The organism is Ewingella americana, from assembly GCF_006438725.1.
Lineage (GTDB): Bacteria > Pseudomonadota > Gammaproteobacteria > Enterobacterales > Enterobacteriaceae > Ewingella > Ewingella americana_A.
Genome location: NZ_RCZD01000012.1, coordinates 98,626 through 120,373 on the forward strand (window position 1 = coordinate 98,626; position 21,748 = coordinate 120,373).

At 52.6% G+C, this 21,748-nt stretch carries 18 protein-coding genes, 4 tRNA genes and 1 other RNA gene; 5 read left to right on the forward strand and 18 right to left on the reverse strand.

Going from position 1 to position 21,748, the window contains the following annotated elements:
* Positions 1 to 20: 20 nt before the first annotated feature.
* The 3 genes from hemX (at position 21) to EAH77_RS19860 (ending at position 3,027) form a co-directional block, all read left to right on the forward strand.
* Positions 21 to 1,181 carry a uroporphyrinogen-III C-methyltransferase gene (gene hemX, locus EAH77_RS19850; RefSeq protein WP_140474551.1) on the forward strand — a complete coding sequence of 387 codons (1,161 nt, stop codon included), beginning with the start codon at positions 21 to 23 and terminating at the stop codon, positions 1,179 to 1,181.
* Positions 1,182 to 1,184: 3 nt separating this feature from the next.
* Positions 1,185 to 2,381: a protoheme IX biogenesis protein HemY gene (hemY, locus tag EAH77_RS19855; protein ID WP_140474552.1), complete on the forward strand. Its 1,197-nt coding sequence runs from the start codon at positions 1,185 to 1,187 to the stop codon at positions 2,379 to 2,381.
* 391 nt (positions 2,382 to 2,772) lie between these two features.
* Positions 2,773 to 3,027, forward strand: coding sequence for a hypothetical protein (locus EAH77_RS19860; protein WP_140474553.1), 255 nt, complete (start codon positions 2,773 to 2,775; stop codon positions 3,025 to 3,027).
* A gap of 112 nt (positions 3,028 to 3,139) precedes the next feature.
* On the opposite strand, the gene EAH77_RS19865 is transcribed toward EAH77_RS19860, so the two are convergent.
* The 18 genes from EAH77_RS19865 to trxA all read right to left on the reverse strand — a co-directional run bounded on the left by EAH77_RS19865 (position 3,140) and on the right by trxA (position 18,806).
* Positions 3,140 to 3,268: non-coding RNA, RtT sRNA (locus EAH77_RS19865), on the reverse strand.
* A 35-nt stretch (positions 3,269 to 3,303) separates the two neighbouring features.
* Positions 3,304 to 3,380, reverse strand: a tRNA-Pro gene (locus EAH77_RS19870).
* A gap of 59 nt (positions 3,381 to 3,439) precedes the next feature.
* Positions 3,440 to 3,525: transfer RNA gene (locus EAH77_RS19875), tRNA-Leu, on the reverse strand.
* Between the two features lie 31 nt (positions 3,526 to 3,556).
* Positions 3,557 to 3,632, reverse strand: a tRNA-His gene (locus tag EAH77_RS19880).
* A 72-nt stretch (positions 3,633 to 3,704) separates the two neighbouring features.
* Positions 3,705 to 3,781, reverse strand: a tRNA-Arg gene (locus EAH77_RS19885).
* A 143-nt stretch (positions 3,782 to 3,924) separates the two neighbouring features.
* Positions 3,925 to 5,319 carry a bifunctional threonine/serine APC transporter ThrP gene (thrP, locus tag EAH77_RS19890; RefSeq protein WP_140474554.1) on the reverse strand — a complete coding sequence of 465 codons (1,395 nt, stop codon included), beginning with the start codon at positions 5,317 to 5,319 and terminating at the stop codon, positions 3,925 to 3,927.
* Positions 5,320 to 5,563: 244 nt separating this feature from the next.
* A complete protein-coding gene (wecG, locus tag EAH77_RS19895) occupies positions 5,564 to 6,304 on the reverse strand; it encodes a lipopolysaccharide N-acetylmannosaminouronosyltransferase (RefSeq protein ID WP_140474555.1) in 741 nt (246 codons plus the stop codon).
* Entirely contained in the window at positions 6,301 to 7,689 is a 1,389-nt protein-coding gene (gene wzyE, locus EAH77_RS19900; RefSeq protein ID WP_140474556.1) for an ECA oligosaccharide polymerase, read from the reverse strand. Before wzyE ends, wecG begins: the two co-directional genes overlap by 4 nt.
* Positions 7,686 to 8,771, reverse strand: coding sequence for a TDP-N-acetylfucosamine:lipid II N-acetylfucosaminyltransferase (locus tag EAH77_RS19905; protein WP_140474557.1), 1,086 nt, complete (start codon positions 8,769 to 8,771; stop codon positions 7,686 to 7,688). The genes wzyE and EAH77_RS19905 overlap by 4 nt, the downstream gene beginning before the upstream one ends.
* Positions 8,768 to 10,018 carry a lipid III flippase WzxE gene (gene wzxE / locus EAH77_RS19910; RefSeq protein ID WP_140474558.1) on the reverse strand — a complete coding sequence of 417 codons (1,251 nt, stop codon included), beginning with the start codon at positions 10,016 to 10,018 and terminating at the stop codon, positions 8,768 to 8,770. Before wzxE ends, EAH77_RS19905 begins: the two co-directional genes overlap by 4 nt.
* A 1-nt stretch (position 10,019) precedes the next feature.
* Positions 10,020 to 11,150 carry a dTDP-4-amino-4,6-dideoxygalactose transaminase gene (rffA, locus tag EAH77_RS19915; protein WP_140474559.1) on the reverse strand — a complete coding sequence of 377 codons (1,131 nt, stop codon included), beginning with the start codon at positions 11,148 to 11,150 and terminating at the stop codon, positions 10,020 to 10,022.
* A 4-nt stretch (positions 11,151 to 11,154) separates the two neighbouring features.
* The gene (rffC, locus tag EAH77_RS19920) at positions 11,155 to 11,853 is read right to left on the reverse strand and encodes a dTDP-4-amino-4,6-dideoxy-D-galactose acyltransferase (protein ID WP_140474560.1); all 699 of its coding nucleotides are present in this window, start codon (positions 11,851 to 11,853) and stop codon (positions 11,155 to 11,157) included.
* A 19-nt stretch (positions 11,854 to 11,872) separates the two neighbouring features.
* Complete coding sequence (wecC, locus tag EAH77_RS19925; RefSeq protein ID WP_140474561.1) at positions 11,873 to 13,135, reverse strand: UDP-N-acetyl-D-mannosamine dehydrogenase; 1,263 nt, start codon at positions 13,133 to 13,135, stop codon at positions 11,873 to 11,875.
* Positions 13,132 to 14,262, reverse strand: coding sequence for a non-hydrolyzing UDP-N-acetylglucosamine 2-epimerase (gene wecB / locus EAH77_RS19930; RefSeq protein WP_140474562.1), 1,131 nt, complete (start codon positions 14,260 to 14,262; stop codon positions 13,132 to 13,134). Before wecB ends, wecC begins: the two co-directional genes overlap by 4 nt.
* Positions 14,263 to 14,338: 76 nt before the next feature.
* Positions 14,339 to 15,400 carry an ECA polysaccharide chain length modulation protein gene (gene wzzE / locus EAH77_RS19935; protein ID WP_140474563.1) on the reverse strand — a complete coding sequence of 354 codons (1,062 nt, stop codon included), beginning with the start codon at positions 15,398 to 15,400 and terminating at the stop codon, positions 14,339 to 14,341.
* Between the two features lie 40 nt (positions 15,401 to 15,440).
* Positions 15,441 to 16,520, reverse strand: a complete 1,080-nt coding sequence (gene wecA, locus EAH77_RS19940; RefSeq protein ID WP_140474564.1) for a UDP-N-acetylglucosamine--undecaprenyl-phosphate N-acetylglucosaminephosphotransferase — start codon at positions 16,518 to 16,520, stop codon at positions 15,441 to 15,443.
* A 284-nt stretch (positions 16,521 to 16,804) separates the two neighbouring features.
* On the reverse strand, positions 16,805 to 18,064 hold the full coding sequence (gene rho / locus EAH77_RS19945; protein ID WP_140474565.1) for a transcription termination factor Rho: 1,260 nt from the start codon (positions 18,062 to 18,064) through the stop codon (positions 16,805 to 16,807).
* 415 nt (positions 18,065 to 18,479) lie between these two features.
* Entirely contained in the window at positions 18,480 to 18,806 is a 327-nt protein-coding gene (gene trxA, locus EAH77_RS19950) for a thioredoxin TrxA (protein WP_140474566.1), read from the reverse strand.
* Positions 18,807 to 18,924: 118 nt separating this feature from the next.
* Here trxA and rhlB point away from each other — a divergent pair, with 118 nt between their 5' ends.
* A complete protein-coding gene (rhlB, locus tag EAH77_RS19955; RefSeq protein WP_140474567.1) occupies positions 18,925 to 20,223 on the forward strand; it encodes an ATP-dependent RNA helicase RhlB in 1,299 nt (432 codons plus the stop codon).
* A gap of 4 nt (positions 20,224 to 20,227) precedes the next feature.
* A complete protein-coding gene (gene gppA, locus EAH77_RS19960) occupies positions 20,228 to 21,724 on the forward strand; it encodes a guanosine-5'-triphosphate,3'-diphosphate diphosphatase (RefSeq protein ID WP_161985832.1) in 1,497 nt (498 codons plus the stop codon).
* Positions 21,725 to 21,748: the final 24 nt, after the last annotated feature.

Below are 21,748 nucleotides of genomic sequence, written 5' to 3' on the forward strand. Positions count from 1 at the left end.
TGACTAAGGGATGTGCCAAGATGACGGAACAAAAAAATCCTTCCGCCCAGGATGATGTGATCACCCCAGCGGTTGAGAGCCCCCAACAGCCAGACGTTGATTCCCGTGAAAAACAACAAGATGACCTGTTGAACTCGTTGCGTAAAAAACAGCGTACTGCTCCGGTTCTCGGCGCGATTGCCATCGTGCTGGTCATCGCACTGGGCGCGGGCCTCTATTATCACGGGCACCAGCAGACGCTCAGACAAACGGCAGCCGTCGATGAGCTACAAGACCAGCTTATCGCCTTGCAAAAAAGCCAGCAGCAGGACAAACAGCAAATTGCCGCCCTGCTCGGTGAACAGGATAAATCACAGCAGGCCAGCGAGCGCCAGCAGGCTTCATTTAGTCGACAGTTGAATGAATTACAGGACAAAGTCGCCAGCATTTCTGGCAGCGATGCCAAAACCTGGATGCTGGCGCAGGCCGATTTCCTGGTCAAACTGGCTGGCCGTAAACTGTGGAGCGATCAGGATGTCACCACCGCCGCTGCGCTCCTGAAAAGTGCCGATGCCAGCCTGGCCGACATGAATGACCCGAGCCTGATTGATGTGCGCCGTGCGCTAAATGAAGACGTCGCCAGCCTCTCCGCGGTTACGCAGGTCGATTTCGACGGTATTATTCTGAAAGTGAATCAGCTGTCCAACCAGGTTGATAACTTGCGTCTGGCTGACAACGACAGCGATGAGGCTCCAATGGACGACGACGGCACCAGCCTGTCGGGATCCCTCAGCGAATGGCGTCAGAACCTGACCAAAAGCTGGCATAGCTTTATATCGGACTTCATCACAGTCCGTCGCCGCGACAGCAGCGCAGAGCCTTTGCTGGCACCTAATCAGGACGTCTATCTGCGTGAAAACATCCGTTCGCGCCTGTTGGTTGCCGCACAGGCTGTACCGCGCCATCAGGACGAAATCTACAAGCAGTCTCTTGAGTCGGTATCGACCTGGGTACGCGCCTATTTTGATACCAGCGACCCGTCGACCAAAGCGTTCCTTGAAGAGGTAGACAACCTCAGCCAGCAGTCCATTTCGATGGATGTACCCGATCAGTTGAAAAGTCAGCCCATGCTGGAAAAACTGATGCAAACGCGGGTGCGTAATCTGCTTCAACAGCCCGCTGCCGCTGCTCAGGGGGAATAACGCATGCTAAAGGTTTTCGTATTATTCATTATCATCATTGCCGGGATTGTCGTCGGGCCTATGCTCGCCGGGCATCAGGGCTATGTACTGATTCAGACGGACAATTACAACATCGAAACCAGCGTCACAGGCATGGTGATCATGTTTGTGGTTCTGATGCTGGTGCTGTTTTTCATCGAATGGATTTTACGCCGTGTCTTGCGCACTGGCGCACGCACCCGAGGCTGGTTCGCTGGCCGCAAAAGCTCCAAAGCGCGCAAACAGACCCAGGCTGCCATGCTGAAGCTGGCAGAAGGCGATCACCGTCAAATGGAGAAGTTACTGGCGCGTAATGCTGACCATGCGGAACAACCGGTGGTGAACTATTTGCTGGCGGCCGAAGCGGCACAACAACGTGGCGATGATGTTCGCACCAACCAGTATCTGGAACGTGCGGCTGAAATTGCAGATATCGATCAAATGCCGGTGGATATCACCCGCGTGCGTATTCAGCTGGCGCGGGGCGAAATTCACGCCGCACGCCACGGCGTTGACCGTCTGATTGGTCAGTCGCCGCGTCACCCGGAGATCCTGCGTCTGGCCGAACAGGCCTATTTGCGCACCGGGGCTTACGGCTCATTGCTGGAGATTCTGCCATCGATGTCCAAAGCCGGTATTCATGACGACGAAGAGCTGCGTGTGCTGCAAGAGCAGGCGTACATCGGCATGATGAATCAAATGATGGCCGAAGAAGGCAGTGAAGGTCTGAAACGTTGGTGGAAAGACCAGAACCGCAAAACCCGTCACGAAGTCGCCTTGCAGGTGGCGATGGCTGCACATCTTATTGAGTGCAACGATCAGGACCTCGCGCAGGAAGTGATCCTCGACGGGCTAAAACGTCAGTACGATGAACGCCTGATCGCCATGATGCCGAAACTGCGTTCGGGTGATCCTGAACAGCTGGAGAAGACACTGCGTCAGATCATCAAGCAGAATGGCGCTACTCCTCTGCTTAACAGCACGTTGGGCCAGTTGCTGATGAAGCATGGTGAATGGTTGCAGGCGTCTGAAGCCTTCCGTGAAGCGCTACAACAGCGCCCTGACGCTTACGACTATGCGTGGTTGGCCGATGCGCTGGATAAACTGCATAAACCCGCAGAAGCCGCCGAGATGCGTCACAAAGGGTTAATGCTGACCCTGAATAACTCACAAGGGCAGTAAGTTTAAGCCCACGGCTAAAAGCTCCTTCGGGAGCTTTTTTTATGCTTTGAGTAAATGAATACCTTAAATCATTCGAGTGGCAGAAAGGCGGCAAACTTGGGGATCCCGATGAGCTGACATAAGTCAGTGATTCGGGTGAGTAACAGAAGCCAACGCATCTGCCGCCTGAAGGATGACGGGTATTAGCGCAAAAAAAAACACTTGCCGGATGGCAAGTGTCGAAAACAATCAGGTCATGGACAACAGGGGAGTGCCTCACTCAACGTTTTGCCTGCTGGTTGATAAATACCTGATGAGAGGTGTTTATCGGGCAGATAGACAATAGGCACTATAAATTGGCTCTGCATCATTCCCAGGTTTATGAAGCCGGAAGGCAAACATAAGGGGTGGAATGAGCATCTACATATCAGGTAGTGCAGGACGCGTGCCACATCAGGATTTCTTTCAGGCCCGGAAAATAAAAAACACGTATTTTATTGATTTTAATGACTTAATTATCATTTTTTATTTAGAAAGCATGTTGGCCATTCCAAAGCCACGCATAGCAAAGAATGACTTAACGCCAATTAGTGTTGTCTGCCAGAGACAACCTGCCCATAATGGGGACAATTCGTTTACTTTCAGTTGGTTGGATGTCGTCGCGTAACGACAATAGAAAGACAGAATGTCGCTTCAGAGCAACAGCAGGGGAAGAAGGGGTCTATGTGGCAAACTACAGGCGAAAAAAAACCTGCTTATGAAAGCAGGTTTCTTCGAATTGGTCGGCGAGAGAGGATTACGCGCATCTTCGATGCTTGCCCTGCGGGCCGTTGCTAAAGCAACGTGGTCTCGCTGCGCTCGGCTCAAACCTACTTCGGAGGTTCTCATCCTCATAAACTACAGGCGAAAAAAAACCTGCTTATGAAAGCAGGTTTCTTCGAATTGGTCGGCGAGAGAGGATTCGAACCTCCGACCCACTGGTCCCAAACCAGTTGCGCTACCAAGCTGCGCTACTCGCCGATGTCGTGCATCTTACTACTTTTTGGTGCTAACAGCATCATTTAAATGCATTTTGTGTGTGGTGCGAAGGGAGGGACTCGAACCCTCACATCCAAAGGACACTAACACCTGAAGCTAGCGCGTCTACCAATTCCGCCACCATCGCATGTCACGTTCACAAAATCATTTAAAAAATTTGGGGTGGCTAATGGGGCTCGAACCCACGACAACTGGAATCACAATCCAGGGCTCTACCAACTGAGCTATAGCCACCATTTCAAACTCTTCTACATCGTGGACTGTTTAACCTCAAACAAGACCACCGCAACTCTAGCGCAAACTTAATGGTGCGCCCGACAGGATTCGAACCTGAGACCTCTGCCTCCGGAGGGCAGCGCTCTATCCAGCTGAGCTACGGGCGCTTAGCGCCGTTGCGGGTGGGGATACTACGGTTTTCATGCCACCCTGTCTAGTGCTTTTTATTGGAAAAGTTTCGTTTGACTGCTCTTTGTCCAATACGCGCTAAAAATAGGCGCATCACCTTCCCCACCCATGACTTACGACGTTATTTTGTCTGTTCAGCCGTCAGAGATGAACGTCTGTTCATCCCCAGCCCGAAGTATATCAGGCTGATTGCCGCGATGAAAATCCCGCCTACCAGCAAAGAAATTCGCGTATCCGGGTTAATTGCCATTCCCACCAGCACGCAGGCGAGGAATGCCAGCGTCAGATAGTTGGTATAAGGGAACAGAATTGACTTGAACGGATGGTCTTTCAGCTTCTCTGCATGAGCCTCACGGAAACGCAGCTGGCTGATAAGCACCACAAACCACGGCACCATACCCGGCAGCACCGAAGCGCTGTAGACATAAACAAAGACTTGCTCAGGGTTAGGGATCAGATAATTCAGGCATGAACCTATCAGCAGCACGGCGATAGTCACCGCAATACCGTAGACCGGCACGCCGCTTTTCGACACTTTACCGAGAAACGCCGGGACCTGGCGATTTTTCGCCAGCGCGTAAAGCATACGCCCGCAGCTGTACATCCCGCTGTTACAACCCGACAGCGCCGCCGTCAGCACCACAAAGTTGATGATGCCTGCTGCCGAGGCGATACCAATCTTCGCAAACGTCAGCACGAACGGGCTGCCGTGCGTCCCCATTTCGTTCCACGGGAAGATAGTGATGATGACGAAAATCGCACCGACGTAGAAAATCAGGATACGCCAGAGGATGTTATTGATAGCGCGTCTGAGCGTGACCTGCGGGTTTTTGGCTTCACCGGCAGTGATCCCCACCAGCTCCACACCCTGATAGGATGCCACGACAATACAGAGCGCAAACAAGAACCCTTTCCAGCCCCCGGCAAAGAAGCCACCGTGTGCAGTCAGGTTAGCAAAGCCGACGGCCTGACCATGGTTGCCAAAACCAAAGAAAATCACTGCCAGACCGACCACAATCATCACAATGATGGTGGTGATTTTGATCAACGCAAACCAAAACTCCATCTCACCATACAGTTTTACAGCGGCCAGGTTAGCCGCTGCGACAATGGCCACGGCAGCCAGCGCCGGGATCCACTGCGGTAAATCAGGGAACCAGTACTGGGCATAGACACCAATGGCGGTGATTTCTGAAATCCCCACCGCTATCCACATGAACCAATAGCTCCATGCCGTCAGATAACCGTAGTAAGGGCCGAGATATTTATGCGCGTAGACGGCGAACGAACCGGCCACCGGCTCGAGGTGCAGCATCTCGCCCATAGAACGCATGATGAAGAAAACAAAGATACCCGCCAAGATATAGGCTAACAATACCGACGGCCCTGCCCATTTGAGCGTACTGGCCGCCCCCATAAACAGCCCAACGCCGATAGTACCACCCAGTGCTATCAGTTCTATATGCCGGGCTTCTAGCCCGCGGTGTAGCCCACCTTTTTCCTCGTTACTTGCCATAGATCCTCAATGTTGTCGTTGTTGTGTTTGCCTTCCGGGATGACCGGAATGTTATTTTTATAGTCTGCTTCCCCGAGTGGGGCGCCAAAACGGGCGGTATGGTTTCGTATTTTGTGATCAGTTGCAAACCACAAATCAGAAAGCTGGGGTTCATCTGGCAACAGGCGTTGAAATTTTCGGCAAGCGGACAACGAAAACGAGAGATGGCGCGCCACTGGCGTAAAATGCTGTGGCGCCAGAGGAATCAGAGACGACCGGTGTAGTGATAACGCAGGTATTTAAGCAGTTTAAGCTGACGCCCAAGGCGGCTGGGTTGGCGAATCAGACGATAAAGCCACTCCAGCCCGAGCTTTTGCCAGAACTTTGGCGCACGCTTTACGTGGCCGGTAAACACATCGTAAGTGCCGCCGATACCCATATATAAAGCATCGGGATACACCTCTCGGCAGTCGCGCATCAGTAGCTCCTGCTTCGGGGAACCCATCGCCACGGTGACAATCGCGGCCTGGCTGGCTTTGATGCGCTCAAACAATGGCTGGCGCTGCTGATCGGTGAAGTAGCCGTTCTGGCTGCCAACAATGTTCACATCCCACTGGGCGCGCAGTTTAGCTTCGGTTTGCTCCAGCACCTCGGGTTTTCCGCCAATCAGGAATACCGGCGTGCCTTCCTGCCCGGCACGCTGCATCAGCCCTTCCCATAGATCGGCACCGGCGATGCGTGACACGTTGGCCTGCGGGTATTTGCGACGGATAGACCGCACGATGCTGATGCCATCGGCATATTTGTATTCGGCGCGGCTAATCAGCTCAGCGATCTCTGGCTGGCTTTCCATGGTCAACACTTTCTCAGCATTCATCGCCACCAGAGCGCCGGTCTTTACGCGAGTATCGGCAAACAGATAGTCCAGAAACTGGCCCATATCGCGAAAGCCCCACAAATTAATGCCACGAATAGAATAGAGGGGAATGTTATTATTTGAATTCATGAATGTTCCTGCGACGACTGGCCAGTCGTTGAGATCCCTTCGGTGTTGATGATATTACCAACGCGATTCGAGCGCGGGCGGACCAACCCTGCGGCGTCAAACAGCCAGTACAGTAGTTTTGCCATGACCAGGCAGGCGCAAAAAATCAGACAGAAAAAGACCACGCGCGAAAAGAACGAATCCACGCCTTCACGGGCCAGCACGATCATATTAAATACCGCCCCGAAACAGAAGCTCTGCAAAATCGCGGCCTTGTAGCGGTTCTTCTCCGCTTTTCCCAGTTCGTACAACCAGTCGAACCATTTGATGATCAGACCCACCGCCACTGCCCCCAGCGGAATAAACCCCACGCCGCCCATCACCACCAATGAGCCGATGAGGGTCGGAGACATGGCCAGGCCGGAGTGGTTGTTGAGCACTTCCCAGGTAAAGTAGTTGGCAGAATTAAGCACCACGCCCGGCCTGCCCGGCCACAGCCAGCTCGGAATAAACACGTAGAAATCGCGAATAATCGGGGCAAGTCCCTGGAAGCTAATCTTGTCGTAGTTTTGCAGTAGCAGGCCCAGGTTTTCCCACGGCGAAAAGGTGTCGCGGGTCAGGTAGAGGAAAGTATAAAACGCTTCCGGCCCGTTTACGTTCATGCCATAACGCTTCAGCGCCAACCAGAACATCCCCACGATAGCCATAACACCCGCCACGGCCAGCATCCACAGCGATATCCAGCCGCGCACGATGCCGATAAACAGAAACAGCGCAAACGCGATGATGATATTGGCGCGCGTACCACCGACGATCACGTAGGTCAATAACCCAAAAGCCACCGTGCTTACCAGGAAAAATAGCCAGCTGCGACGGTTCTCCCGCAGGAAATAGACCACCAGCATGGCGGGAATAAAGAAGTAGAAGAAACGTTTGAGTGCCACGCCGGAGACCTCACTGGAGAAGATCTGGCTGTAGGACTTCAGTTTGAATAATAGAAAACCGTTATGCAGGAAGAAAATCGACACCGTGATGAGCGCCACCAGGGCCAACAGTATCCACGTCAGATGGGTTTCAGCCCGGTTCATGGTGAACAACGGCGCTCTTGGCGTGGCCGGGCGCGCTTTCAGCCTGGTTTTGTAACTGACATAGTAAATACCGTAGAAACAGGTGGCAGCCAGCATCGCCTGTAACAGGTATTCCACCTGTACTACCTGTACGTCAAAACGAAACACCAGCAGGCAGGTCAGTGGGAAACCAAAGTAGAACGTCAGCAAATACAGCATTGAGAAGAAGACGTTGAAGTTAAAACGGACGCGACGAAACTCTTTGTAGGTCAGCGTCAAAATGAAGATCAACGAAACAACATAGACCACGCAAAGACCGCCGAACTGGGCCAGCGTCATGATGTGGCTCCCGCCGCCAGATTCAGCGCCTGTTGCCATCCGGCAATATAATTGGGATTGAAGAACGCGATATTCTGACGGTCAGTGCTCAATAACTGGCGGCGCGCTTCGGCAACGGTCGCAGTGTCCAGCGCATCGCCGTAAAACAGTACCGGCAGATGCTGCTCGGCCAAATCTTGCCAGAATGGATTCTGACGACTCACCACAAAGGGCACGCCAAACTGAATCAGCAGGCACAAGGTACCGATGCCCTGCTGGCGGTCAAAAATAAAATAACCCAGCGAGCAACGGCGCAGCATATTCAGGTAATCATCAAACGCCATGGCCTCTGTCAGTAATTCCACATGTTCTGCCGGAAACAGTGTCAGCGCTTCAGCCCGCACCTGTTCAATATAAGTCTGATTGTTCGCCGGATAGCCCATCGGAATAATTACCCGAATATCGGCGCCAAACGGCTGATGCAACGCCTTCAGCGCTTCGATGTGCCGGTTGCTGGTATCGCCAGAATTGCCGACCAGCACGGTCATCGGCCCGCCTGGCTCAGGCTGGTCAGCCGGTTGAGTCAGCGCCGGGTCCATACGCGTCGGGAAGTACAGCAACGATGAAGCTACCCGCGGATGACGCAGGTGATAATGAATCAGATCGCCGCGCGTGCCGAACACATGGCCGACCCGCCCCTGGGCAATGCGTCGCAGGAGGTAAAACAGACGAAACTTCAGACTACCCGACGCCTCATACAAATCCGCGCCCCACATATGCCAGCACACCTGTCGCGCTTTGATTTTGCCGATCAGTAATGCCAGCCACAGTGTCGGGTTAAATTGCCCGTGCAAAAAGAAACGATGGCTGCGGTTCTGCCGCGCATTGGCAATCACCGCCTGCGCGAGACTTTTTTTATCCGGGTAAATATCAATCTGTAAGCGGGTAAATCCGGCAAACGCAGCGCTGTCTGCCGCAACCACCATAAAGTGACGGATCTGATCCTGCGGCGCGCACTCAGCCAGCACGTCATTGAAGAAGCGCAGTACGGTGAGATTATGGTGCGGGATATCAGATCCCAAAACGTGAATCAGCGTTGTCATGCTCGTCTACGATAGATAACAAAAACGGCGCTGCACAGGGTGAAATAGACGATATAAGTCGCCATGTAGGCCTGTGCGGCGCCCAAAGAACCGTGTAACGGGATCAGCCAGTGCGCAAAACCGGTCAGCAGTAAAAACTGGCTGATTTCGGTCAGTACATAAAAGCGCAGGGACGCCTTGGCAATCACCAGATACCCAAAAACATAGGACCCGACTTTCAGCACGTCACCGACCAGTTGCCAGGCAAAAAGATCGCGCATGGCGGTAAACTGATGGGAAAACAGCAGCCAGATGGCGAAGTCACGCAGCAGCCACACCATAAAGCTGGCGCAGGCCACGGCCGGGATCACAAATTTCAGCGACTTAATAATTTCGCGTGAAATCGCCTGTTTGTCGGTCAGACGGGATAACGTTGGCAGCAGATAGACGCTGAATGAGGCGGTGATAAATTGCAGGTAGGCATCCGAAATGCTGCTAACGCCCTGCCAGATCCCCACGTCGTCCCAGCTGTAATATTTCGCCAGCAGGTTTCGCATCATCACATACGCCACCGGCAACGTCACCGAAGTGATCAGCGCCATGATGGTGAATTTTCCCAGATGGCTGGCGATGGCGCGGTCCCAGCCCAGCCGCAGGAAATGCAGCGGGAAAGGATGACGGTGCCATAACATCGCGCCGGCAGGCAATACCACCAGCGCAGGCACCAGCGCCAGTCCGGCCAGCGCTCCCTCATAACCACCCAGCCAGAAACAGAGTAAATAGGCTACCAACCCAATCAGGCTGCCGCCAATCACCGCCAGCGCGTTGCCTCTGGCATCCCGATAGCCTTTAAGGATGGCCTGAAAGTAGTTGGCGTAGGCGATACCCATTTGAATCAGCGCCACCGCGCGGATCACCGGCTGAAAATCAGCATGCCCAAACAGCCCGACACTGACCGGGCCCGCAGCCAGCAGAAAAATCACCGCCAGCAGCGTGGAGAAACCTAAGATCAGGCTTGAAGCGGTACCGAGAACAGCCTTTAAACGGGCCGGATCCTGATGATGCTCGGCCACGTATTTGGTCACGCCATTAAAGATACCGGCGCCTGACAATACGCCCAGCACCGTGACCATCTGGCGGAAATTCCCCGCCTGACCCACACCTGCCGGGCCAAAGGCCACCGCCAGCAATTTCACCACCAGCAGGCCAGCGGCGATTTTTATCAGCGTGGAGCCTGCCGTCCAGACCGAAGCCTTTGCCAGAGACATATCAGGCGAAGTATTTCAGCATGGCACTGATGACGGTCTGCTGAGTCTCATCCGTCATGTTATAGAACAATGGCAGTCGCACCAGGCGTTCGCTCTCTTTGGTCGTAAAGCGGTCTTCACCACTGAAACGACCAAAGCTCTCTCCCGCCGGGCTGGCGTGCAGAGGAATATAATGGAACACCGTCAGAATATCGGCGGCTTTCATGTGCGCAATAAAGGCATCCCGGTCTTCGATATCGTTCAGACGGATGTAGTACATATGCGCATTCTGCACACAACCCTGCGCAACGGTCGGCAACGTGATGCGCCCCGCCTGTGCCAGCATTTGCAATGTCTCATTGTAGTTGTGCCAAAGCGCCAGACGGCGCTGATTGATCGGCTCAGCGGCCTCAAGCTGACCCCACAGATAGGCGGCCTGCAAATCGGACATCAGATAACTCGAACCAATATCGCGCCAGGTGTACTTATCCACCTGGCCGCGGAAAAACTGGCTACGGTTAGTGCCTTTTTCCCGAATGACTTCGGCGCGATCGACCAATGTGTTGTCATTGATCAGCGTCGCACCGCCCTCGCCACCCGAGGTGTAATTTTTGGTTTCATGGAAGCTGAAACAGCCAATGTGGCCGATGGTGCCCAGTGCTTTGCCTTTATAGGTCGACATCACACCCTGCGCCGCATCTTCCACCACAAACAGCTTATATTTTTCAGCCAGTTGCATGATGTGGTCCATCTCGCAGGCTACGCCCGCGTAGTGTACCGGTACAATGACACGGGTTTTGTCAGTGATTGCCGCTTCGATCTGCATCTCATCGATGTTCATGGTGTCCGGGCGGATATCCACAAAGACGATTTTCGCGCCGCGCAGCACAAAGGCATTGGCGGTCGAGACAAACGTGAAGCTCGGCATGATCACTTCATCGCCTTCTTTGATATCGAGCAATAACGCGGCCATCTCCAGCGATGCAGTACAAGAGGGCGTCAGCAACACTTTGGCGCTGCCGAAACGCTGCTCGAACCACTGCTGGCAACGCAGCCCAAAGCCGCCGTCACCACACATTTTTCCGCTGCTCATCGCTGAACGCATGTAGTCAATTTCAGTGCCAACAACCGGGGGGGCATTAAAAGGGATCATTTTTTCACCTGTACAGCCAATATGCCGAGCGAGAGATTTTTCCCCCACTGGCGATATAAAGATTCAGAGCAGCAAGATTGCTGGTTTGTGTCGCGACATACAGCCGGGAGACGCTATTGGCGACGCACCACTGTTTCGCCGCCGTCATGAGTTGTTTGCCGACGCCATGGCCCTGCCATTCGGGCAGGACAGCCAGTAAGCCAATGCGCGCCGCACCCTGCGCCGTCTGACGAAGGGTAACAAAACCCTGAGTTTCACCGGAGGAGCTTTTCATCAATAAACAGAGATGGTCAAAAGTACCCAGTACGGCTTTCTCCGCCCACCGGGCATAAAAGCGCTCACTGTCCTGCGGTTGGTACCAAGGGGTGCGAAAGCGGCTGAGGCGAAAAGCGGCACCCGCCGCAGCGCTGATGGCCGAAATATCCGAACCGGTAGCGGTTTTTACGTCAACAGGCGACGGCGTTGTCCCACCGGGGGTGATGCACAGGTCAATCTCACCTTCGACCAGCTGAAAACCACGGGCCTGTAAGGTATCAAGTATCTGGGTATCATCCGCATTCACTTTCACCTGCACCCGCGCATAGGCGGCGAACGCCGGTTCAGTCACAGCAACAGCTGCCGGGTCTATGTGCAGTTTTGCAGTGCACAAACCGAAAAATTCACTTTCCCATTCGAGGGGTTCGAGCGTGCCGCAAAGACTCATGCCACTCTCCTGCCGATGATTAACGCCAGACACCTTTGGTATCGACAATCCATAGCTGATGAACCTGATCCGCCGGGATCGCTTTGAAAATCTGATGATCGACTAACATGACCAGTAGATCGGCATTTTGCAACGCATCCTCTACCGTATGCAGGCTCACGTTGCCGTCCAGTGCCGCAGGCAGATGGTGCACGTGCGGTTCAACCGCCCAGGTTTCCCCGGCGTGCCAATCAGCAATGAGGCGGGTGACTTCAACGGCCGGGCTTTCGCGCAGGTCATCAATATTGGGTTTGAATGCCAGCCCAAAGCAGGCAATTTTCGCCTCGGAAGCCCGCTTGCCCGTGGCTGTCAGGCAGTCAGCCAGTGCCGATTTTACGCGGTCAACCACCCAATGTGGCTTGCTATCATTCACTTCACGCGCCGTTTTGATGAGCCGCGCCAGGTCAGGGTTTTGCGCCACGATAAACCAGGGGTCTACCGCAATGCAGTGCCCTCCCACACCAGGCCCAGGCTGCAGAATATTCACGCGTGGATGGCGGTTGGCCAGCGCGATAAGCTCCCAGACATTAATGCCCTGCGCATCACAAATCAGCGACAGTTCATTGGCAAAGGCAATGTTGACGTCCCGGAAACTGTTCTCAGTCAGCTTGCACATTTCAGCGGTGCGCGAGTTAGTCACCACGCATTCGCCCTGCAGGAAGATATTGTATAAGTCGCAGGCACGCTGCGAACAAATCGCCGTCATACCGCCAATCACCCGATCATTTTTAATCAGCTCCACCATCACCTGCCCAGGTAAGACCCGCTCCGGGCAGTAGGCGATATTCACATCAGCGTGGTCGCTTTCTTGCTGGGGGAAACTCAGATCAGGACGGCATTCTGCCAGCCATTCGGCCATCAGCTCGGTGGTACCAACCGGCGAGGTGGACTCAAGGATCACCAGATTGCCTTTTTTCAGCACCGGCGCAATAGAACGCACGGCCGACTCAACGTATCTCAAGTCGGGCTGATGATCGCCCATAAAGGGCGTCGGGACGGCAATCAGAAAAGCATCAGCGGGCTGTGGGCGGGTGAATGCCTGCAGAAAACCGTCATCAACGGCGGTTTTCACCAACGCATCGAGCGCCGGTTCCACAATATGTATGGCTCCGCGATTAATGGTATCCACGGCATGCTGGTTGATATCCACACCGATGACTTTTTTCTGGTGCGAAGCAAAGGCTGCCGCAGTCGGCAGACCGATGTAACCCAGTCCAATGACAGAAATAGTTTGGAAGCTCATTGTGATACTCGATGATTCTTTAATGCGTCAAGAATACGACGGCAGGCTTGTCCGTCGCCGTAAGGATTATGCGCCCGGCTCATGCTGTGATATTCATTTTCGTCGCTCAGCAGCCGGCTCACTTCTTTCACTATTTTTGCAGTATCGGTGCCAACCAGCCGGACGGTTCCGGCGCTGATCGCTTCCGGCCGTTCTGTGCTTTCCCGCATCACCAGCACAGGTTTACCCAGTGAGGGCGCTTCTTCCTGGATGCCGCCTGAATCGGTGAGGATCAGGTAGGCCTTGTCCATCAAATAGACAAAGGGTAAATAGTCCTGCGGGTCTATTAATATAATGTTGTCGATACCGCGCAAAATACGGTTTACCGGCTCGCTGACGTTCGGGTTGAGATGCACCGGATAAACGATTTGCACCTCCGGATGTTGCAGCGCAATGCTTGCCAGCGCATTGCAGATACGGTCGAAGCCGCCGCCAAAGCTCTCGCGGCGGTGGCCGGTAACCAGAATCATTTTCTTATTAGCATCGATAAGGGGATAGCGGGACGCCTGTTGCTCAACCAAACCGGCATCGGCTTTGACTCTGTCACGAACCCACAGTAAAGCATCGATAACTGTATTCCCGGTGATGAAAATATCGTCTGTCGAGATCCCTTCACGCAACAAATTGTCACGCGAGGTTTCAGTCGGCGCAAAATGCCATTTTGCCAAATGTGTAGTTAAACGGCGGTTGGCCTCTTCCGGCCATGGTGATGAGAGGTCGCCAGTGCGCAAACCGGCTTCAACGTGCCCAACGGGGATTCGCTGATAGAATGCAGCCAAACTGGCCGAAAGCGTGGTGGTCGTATCACCATGCACCAGTACCACGTCTGGCTGGAATTCCTGCAAAACAGGTTTTAATCCTTTCAGGATGCGGCTGGTTATTTCTGTCAGGTCCTGACCGGGCTGCATGATGTTGAGGTCATAATCGGGCTGGATACCAAACAGATGCAATACTTGATCTAACATTTCACGATGCTGGGCCGTGACACAGACTTTTGACTCAAAGGCGTCATCCTGAGCCAAAGCGTGCACCAGCGGGGCCATTTTGATGGCTTCCGGGCGGGTGCCGAATATCGTCAACACTTTCAAAGTGAGTCTCTCTTGTTCAGTTAGGCGCAGACACATCCTGCTAGCCAGGCGAAATCGTTCGCCCTTATAGATTCATTTATTGGGTTATGGCACTCCGGCGGCGTGCCAACGCAACACCGGCTCCGATCAGCCCCCCCACTACACCCCACATGACCATCAGGAAGGCGCGGCGCGGGCTGTCGCGTTTTACCGGCTCTTCCGGGGTACGCAGATAGCGGTATGTCTGGAAGTGCGCTGTCAGCGTCGGCCCCACATTCAGGGTCGATAACATGGCACGGTTTTGATCGTAGTCTAGGTCAAAATTCGGACCTGAAGCTTGTAATAATTCCAGACGGGCCTGCAACATGGGTGTCCCTAACAGGAACATATCCGAAGAGGGCAGTTGCTCAGCCGGCGTCGCCGTCAGGCTCTCGTTAATCTTCTGCTGCTGGGCGATTTTCAGTGCCTGCTGGGTGTTGTTCATTTGACGCTGGAAGATGGACTGCGCCACGGCGTCCTGACGTTTGACCTGCGCCTTCATCGACTGTGTGCGTGCGGCCCAGGCTCCCTGCAATTCATCGTATAAATGCTGCGCAGCACGCTTGCTGGCAAAATTCACATATTCGCGCAGCAGTTTATTGGCGTCAGCGGAGCTTTCGGCCGTCAGCTTCACACTGTCATTCGGTACTTTGAGTGCGTCCCGTGAGGTGAACTGGATATCGTTAATCATGTCATCGAGCAACACCGCGTCGGTCCGCGCATCACCTTCTTTACGCTGCTGGTAATAAGGGCTGTTCAACCAGAAATCACGACGGGTGTCATACGCTGCGAGCTGCATAACAAATTCGTTATAAGCATCTTCGGAAATGGTGGGCTGACTGTCCAACGGCGCCTGCGCATTGCGCACATCCAGATTGCGTAAAAACTGCGCCTGAGAGAAATAAGAAGACAGATTATTCACCGTCGGCCGGTCGGTGATCGCCGTTGAACTCCACTCCTGTTTCATCAAATATGAAGAACCTAGCGCAATGACAGCAAACAGTACGCCCATCCCGACAATCCAAAATTTCCCACTCCACAGCGTGCAGCACAAACCGCGGATATCCAGCTCGTTATCGATGCTGGCCTCTACTTTTTTGGCGTTTGTCTCTGATGTCATCACAGCCAGTAAACCTCTAAATAATGGATAATTGATGGAGTTATCGAGCGCGACGAAGACGCCGTTTGAAACGTTTGATTGAACGCGCTACGCGCCATGCACGCTTGATGCAGTAGCCATAAAACAGGAAAGCCGGCAGGAACAGTAACAACATTAGCCATTCGGGGACAAACCCGAGATGCTCACCGATAACCCCCACCGCAGCCAGTAATGCAGCAGCCAGCGTAATTAAGACAAAGGCCTGATGCGGGCTGAATCCGGCCCGCATAATCAGATGGTGAATGTGCTGACGGTCCGGGGAGAAAGGGCTCATGCCTTTACGCAAACGACGATACATGATGGCGATCATGTCCATCAGTGGGATAGCGATCAGCCATAGCGCGGTGACCGGCGTCATCGGGTGCGTCGGGCCCTGAGTGCTTTGCAGTAAGATCCAGATGATGGTGAAACCAATCAGCGTACTGCCTGCATCACCCATAAAGACTTTATAACGCGGGCCAAAAACGCCGAGGTTGAGCATGATATACGGAAGGGTGGCAGCAATCATGGCAAAGCACCAGAGCGCAAGATCCATGTGACCGCTCATGTACATGACAATCCCTATCGCGCCAAAGCTAACACTGGATAAACCGCCCAACAGCCCGTCAATTCCGTCCACCATATTAAAAGCGTTGATGGCAGCCCAAACGGCAAACAGCGTGATGGGATAACCAAATGGGCCGAGGACCATTTCCCAAGGGCCGATGATATGACCCAGGTTCTTCAAAATCAGACCCGCGTAAACCATCATGACGATCGCCACCAGCGCCTGTACGAATGCACGGATTTTAACGCTGATATCAAAGCGATCGTCCAACGCACCCACTAAAACCAGAAGTCCAGCACACCCCAGATAGAGCATGCGATGGGCAATGTAATAGTCAGTGATCAGGAAAGTGAAGCAAATACCCGCAAATATAGAAATTCCGCCCACCAGAGGGATCAGACCCTGATGACGTTTACGATAATTGGGTTTATCAACCAAGCCGATTTTTTTAGCAACCTTGCGGGCCAAAAATAAAAAGACAAAAGAAAAAAAGAAAATAGCGAGGAGTTCAGTACTCATATTGAGCATGTTCACAGTCAATAAATCTCTGCAAAAAGATAAGGCAGCTTAGCCTGGGCCAACGTCATAAAACCTCACAGCCTTAAAGTCATATCCTATGGTGACAGTTATGGTGTTGTCTCAAGCAATACCTTTAACTGATGCCTCTTTCCTGTTGCTTCGACAAGGTAGAGAAAGAATCACTGAAAGACTATCAGCGCTTATCTTAATTCCAACTCTTTTCAGAATTTGCCTTATCCTAGCCGCCAAAAGCAAAAAACGCCACGACTTAGCGTGGCGTTAGCTGACTTTCACACCAATTACGAACGTTTCATCATATCGAAGAAATCGTCGTTGGTTTTGGTCATCGCAAGCTTATTAATAAGGAATTCCATCGCGTCGATCTCACCCATTGGATGGATGATTTTGCGCAGGATCCACATTTTTTGCAGCTCTTCTGACGTCGTAAGCAACTCTTCTTTACGCGTCCCTGAACGGTTGTAATCGATAGCAGGGAAGACACGTTTCTCAGCGATTTTACGCGCGAGGTGCAGTTCCATGTTGCCGGTACCTTTGAATTCTTCATAGATAACTTCATCCATTTTAGAACCGGTATCAACCAAAGCCGTCGCGATGATGGTCAGGCTGCCGCCCTCCTCAACGTTACGTGCTGCACCGAAGAAACGTTTTGGACGGTGAAGGGCATTGGCATCAACACCACCGGTCAGTACTTTACCTGACGCTGGGACCACGGTGTTATACGCACGGGCCAGACGGGTGATGGAGTCAAGAAGAATGATAACGTCTTTCTTGTGCTCAACCAGACGTTTGGCTTTTTCGATAACCATTTCGGCTACCTGCACGTGACGCGAGGCTGGCTCATCAAAGGTAGAAGCAATAACTTCGCCTTTAACCAGACGCTGCATCTCGGTCACTTCTTCTGGACGTTCGTCAATCAGCAGAACCATCAGCACGCAGTCAGGATGGTTGTACGCAATGCTGGTAGCGATGTTCTGCAACAGCATGGTTTTACCGGCTTTCGGTGGTGCCACGATTAAACCACGCTGACCGCGGCCAATCGGTGAAGCTAAATCAAGTACGCGTGCGGTTAAATCTTCAGTCGAACCATTGCCGCGTTCCATACGTAAACGTGAGTTAGCATGTAACGGGGTCAAGTTTTCGAACAAGATTTTATTGCGGGCGTTTTCTGGTTTGTCGTAGTTAACTTCGTTAACTTTCAACAGGGCAAAATAGCGTTCACCTTCTTTTGGTGGGCGGATTTTACCGGAAATGGTGTCGCCAGTACGAAGGTTGAAGCGGCGAATTTGGCTTGGAGAAACGTAGATGTCGTCGGGACCGGCGAGGTAGGAACTGTCTCCAGAGCGGAGGAAACCAAATCCATCCTGCAATATTTCCAGTACGCCATCACCGAAGATGTCTTCTCCGCTTTTCGCATGTTGCTTCAGGATTGAAAATATAATGTCTTGCTTACGCATACGGGCTTGGTTTTCCAGCCCCATATTTTCGCCGAGTGCAATCAGGTCAGAGACCGGCGTATTCTTTAATTCGGTAAGATTCATAATGGTGGGTTCTTAAACTCGGGGTATGTCTCGAACATCTGTCGTGAATGGGTATGGCAGGATCATCCATGCCTGTTTGTGTAGGACACTCAATTAACAGTTTCTGAATATAAGCCACAGGCAGTCGCATGGGGCTATTCTTGATGGGCAGACTGATATTGAAGGTGTCTTAATGCCGATTTTGTCAAAACCGTTAGATTGTCAAAGCACAGTGCCAGTTCAACTTATTTTTATCAAAGTTACTTTACAGGTCTAGGCAGATGTTTTTGACACAGAATAAAACGTAAGAATCAAACTACAGGTAAGCTCTATTTGCAGTAAGCGTAAACTTAGCACGCTTCTTGACAGGCGTCTAGCGGACAATATGAAAAACACGTCAGCCCGCTAAACACCTGGGTTTGGTCATCCCGACCGATTACAGATTTGCCGTCAGGAACTCTTTCAACTGACCTTTTGACAGTGCGCCAACTTTCGTTGCTGCGACTTCACCGTCTTTAAATAACAGCAGGGTAGGAATACCACGGATGCCGTATTTAGGTGCAGTACCTGGGTTTTCATCAATATTCAGCTTGGCGATGGTCAGCTTGCCTTCGAACTCGGTGGCAATTTCATCCAAAATCGGAGCAATCATCTTGCACGGACCACACCATTCAGCCCAGAAATCGACCAGAACCAGCCCATCGGCTTTCAGTACATCTTTGTCGAAACTGTCATCAGTCAGGTGAATAATTTTATCGCTCATGTTCTACTCCAAAGGATTATCTTTACCTTGTTGATGTAGCATTAACCAACATTAGGTTGACTTTATTTCACCGGATACGCTTTCGTAAAGCAATAGTTAGCTGATATTCTACCACACTATGAGCAAAACACACTTGACCGAACAGAAGTTTTCCGACTTCGCCCTGCACCCGCTTGCAGTTGAAGCCCTTGAAAAGAAAGGCTTTCATTACTGCACTCCTATTCAGGCATTGGCATTGCCAATCACGCTCGCTGGGCGTGATGTTGCAGGTCAGGCGCAAACCGGTACCGGCAAGACGCTGGCTTTTCTAGCGTCTACTTTCCATTATCTGCTTTCTCACCCGGCCGCTGAGGGTCGAAAGATCAATCAACCGCGTGCGTTAATCATGGCACCAACGCGCGAACTTGCGGTACAAATTCACTCCGATGCAGAAGCATTATCTGAATCCACCGGGCTGAAATTGGGCCTGGCCTACGGCGGCGATGGCTACGACAAACAGCTTAAAGTACTGGAAAGTGGCGTTGATATTCTCATCGGTACCACCGGTCGTCTGATTGACTACACCAAACAAAATTATATTGATCTGGGTGCAATTCAGGTTGTCGTCTTAGACGAAGCCGATCGCATGTTTGATCTCGGCTTTATTAAAGACATCCGCTGGTTGTTCCGCCGTATGCCTCCCGCGACGCAGCGCCTAAATATGCTGTTCTCCGCGACACTCTCTTACCGCGTAAAAGAGTTGGCGTTCGAAAATATGAACAATGCCGAATCGATTGAAATCGAGCCGGAACAAAAAACAGGTCACCGTATTCAGGAAGAGCTGTTCTACCCTTCAAATGAAGAAAAAATGCGCCTGTTGCAGACGCTGATTGAAGAAGAATGGCCTGATCGCTGTATTATCTTTGCCAACACCAAACACCGTTGTGAAGACGTCTGGGGCCACCTGGCTGCCGATGGTCACCGTGTGGGGTTGTTGACTGGTGATGTGCCGCAGAAAAAACGTCTGCGTGTGCTGGAAGACTTTACTAAAGGTACGCTGGATATTCTGGTGGCAACTGATGTTGCAGCACGTGGCCTGCACATTCCTGCGGTAACGCACGTCTTCAACTATGACCTGCCAGACGACTGTGAAGATTACGTTCACCGTATTGGCCGTACCGGCCGCGCGGGTTTAAGCGGTCACTCCATCAGCCTGGCTTGTGAAGAGTACGCGCTGAACTTAACGGCTATCGAAACCTACACCGGTCACAGCATTCCGGTTAGCCGCTACAACAGCGATGCTCTGCTGGAAGATTTGCCTGCGCCAAAACGCTTGGCTCGCGCCCGCAGTGGTAATGGTCCGCGACGTAACGGTAATAATTCATCATCGCGTCGTAGCAGCAGTGCACCTCGCAGCAACCGTAAGCGTACGGGCTAATATCATGCTGAGTTCCACCTCACTGTATGCAGCAATCGATCTTGGCTCAAACAGCTTTCACATGCTGGTTGTCCGTGAGGTGGCCGGCAGTATTCAGACGCTGGCGAGAATCAAACGTAAGGTGCGTCTGGCAGCAGGTCTGGACTCACAGAACCTGCTTTCTCAGGAAGCCATGCAACGCGGCTGGCAGTGCCTGAGGTTGTTCTCGGAACGTCTGCAAGATATTCCAAAAGAGCAAATCCGGGTGGTGGCGACGGCGACGTTGCGCCTGGCCAGCAATGCGGATGAATTTCTGCAAAAAGCGCAGGAGATCCTCGGATGCCCGGTGCAAGTGATTGCCGGTGAAGAGGAAGCACGTCTGATTTATCACGGCGTTGCCCACACAACCGGCGGCCCGGATAAACGTTTAGTGGTCGATATCGGCGGCGGCAGCACGGAGTTAGTCACCGGCATTGGCGCACAGGCAACTTCGCTTTTCAGCTTATCAATGGGCTGCGTCACCTGGCTTGAACGCTATTTCGGCGATCGTAATCTGGGCAAAGAGAACTTCGATAAGGCCGAACAGGCCGCGCTCGAGATGATCACCCCGGTAGCGCCCGCGTTGCTGGCGAATGGCTGGCAAATCTGCGTAGGTGCCTCAGGCACCGTGCAGGCGTTACAGGAAATCATGGTCGCTCAGGGTATGGATGAGCGTATTACACTCGCCAAACTGCAACAGCTCAAACAGCGAGCCATTCAGTGCGGAAAACTGGAAGAACTCGAGATCGAAGGGCTGACGCTGGAGCGTGCGCTGGTGTTCCCGAGCGGACTGTCTATCCTGATCGCTATCTTCAAAGCCCTGAATATCGAAACGATGACCCTCGCCGGTGGTGCACTGCGTGAAGGTTTGGTGTATGGCATGCTGCATTTGCCCATTGAACAGGATATCCGCCAGCGCACGTTGCGTAATTTACAGCGACGTTACTTGCTCGACAGCGAGCAGGCTTCACGGGTAGCACAACTGGCAGAGAATTTCTCACAGCAGGTGTCGAGTGAATGGCAGTTGGATGCACGCGCCAGGGAGTTGCTAAACAGCACCTGTCTGATCCACGAAATTGGTCTCAGCGTTGACTTCAAGCTGGCATCTCACCATGCCGCTTACCTGATCCGTCATTTAGATTTACCCGGTTTTACCCCGGCACAGAAAAAGCTGCTGGCCACGCTTTTGCAGAATCAAGGCAATGCACTTGATCTGCCATTATTGAGCCAGCAAAACGCCGTTCCTCCGCGTCAGGCAGAACGTTTATGCCGTATCCTGCGACTGGCGATTATCTTTGCCAGTCGTCGTCGCGACGATACGCTGCCCGCAGTGCGTCTGCGCGCCAATGAGGACGATCTGAATGTAATTGTCCCTCATGGCTGGCTGGAACAGCACCCGCTACGTGCCGAAGAGCTGGAGCAGGAAAGCCACTGGCAAAGTTACGCCCATTGGCCGCTGTATATCGAAGAGAGCGGTAAATAAGCAACCTATCCGTTCATTTCTAAA

What these genes read in the sequence shown, in the direction of transcription:
- hemX (WP_140474551.1), top strand. Translation starts at nt 21, where the DNA reads ATGACGGAACAAAAAAATCCTTCCGCCCAGGATGATGTGATCACCCCA.
- hemY (WP_140474552.1), top strand. Translation starts at nt 1,185, where the DNA reads ATGCTAAAGGTTTTCGTATTATTCATTATCATCATTGCCGGGATTGTC.
- EAH77_RS19860 (WP_140474553.1), top strand. Translation starts at nt 2,773, where the DNA reads ATGAGCATCTACATATCAGGTAGTGCAGGACGCGTGCCACATCAGGAT.
- thrP (WP_140474554.1), bottom strand. Translation starts at nt 5,319, where the DNA reads ATGGCAAGTAACGAGGAAAAAGGTGGGCTACACCGCGGGCTAGAAGCC.
- wecG (WP_140474555.1), bottom strand. Translation starts at nt 6,304, where the DNA reads ATGAATTCAAATAATAACATTCCCCTCTATTCTATTCGTGGCATTAAT.
- wzyE (WP_140474556.1), bottom strand. Translation starts at nt 7,689, where the DNA reads ATGACGCTGGCCCAGTTCGGCGGTCTTTGCGTGGTCTATGTTGTTTCG.
- EAH77_RS19905 (WP_140474557.1), bottom strand. Translation starts at nt 8,771, where the DNA reads ATGACAACGCTGATTCACGTTTTGGGATCTGATATCCCGCACCATAAT.
- wzxE (WP_140474558.1), bottom strand. Translation starts at nt 10,018, where the DNA reads ATGTCTCTGGCAAAGGCTTCGGTCTGGACGGCAGGCTCCACGCTGATA.
- rffA (WP_140474559.1), bottom strand. Translation starts at nt 11,150, where the DNA reads ATGATCCCTTTTAATGCCCCCCCGGTTGTTGGCACTGAAATTGACTAC.
- rffC (WP_140474560.1), bottom strand. Translation starts at nt 11,853, where the DNA reads ATGAGTCTTTGCGGCACGCTCGAACCCCTCGAATGGGAAAGTGAATTT.
- wecC (WP_140474561.1), bottom strand. Translation starts at nt 13,135, where the DNA reads ATGAGCTTCCAAACTATTTCTGTCATTGGACTGGGTTACATCGGTCTG.
- wzzE (WP_140474563.1), bottom strand. Translation starts at nt 15,400, where the DNA reads ATGACATCAGAGACAAACGCCAAAAAAGTAGAGGCCAGCATCGATAAC.
- rho (WP_140474565.1), bottom strand. Translation starts at nt 18,064, where the DNA reads ATGAATCTTACCGAATTAAAGAATACGCCGGTCTCTGACCTGATTGCA.
- trxA (WP_140474566.1), bottom strand. Translation starts at nt 18,806, where the DNA reads ATGAGCGATAAAATTATTCACCTGACTGATGACAGTTTCGACAAAGAT.
- rhlB (WP_140474567.1), top strand. Translation starts at nt 18,925, where the DNA reads ATGAGCAAAACACACTTGACCGAACAGAAGTTTTCCGACTTCGCCCTG.
- gppA (WP_161985832.1), top strand. Translation starts at nt 20,228, where the DNA reads ATGCTGAGTTCCACCTCACTGTATGCAGCAATCGATCTTGGCTCAAAC.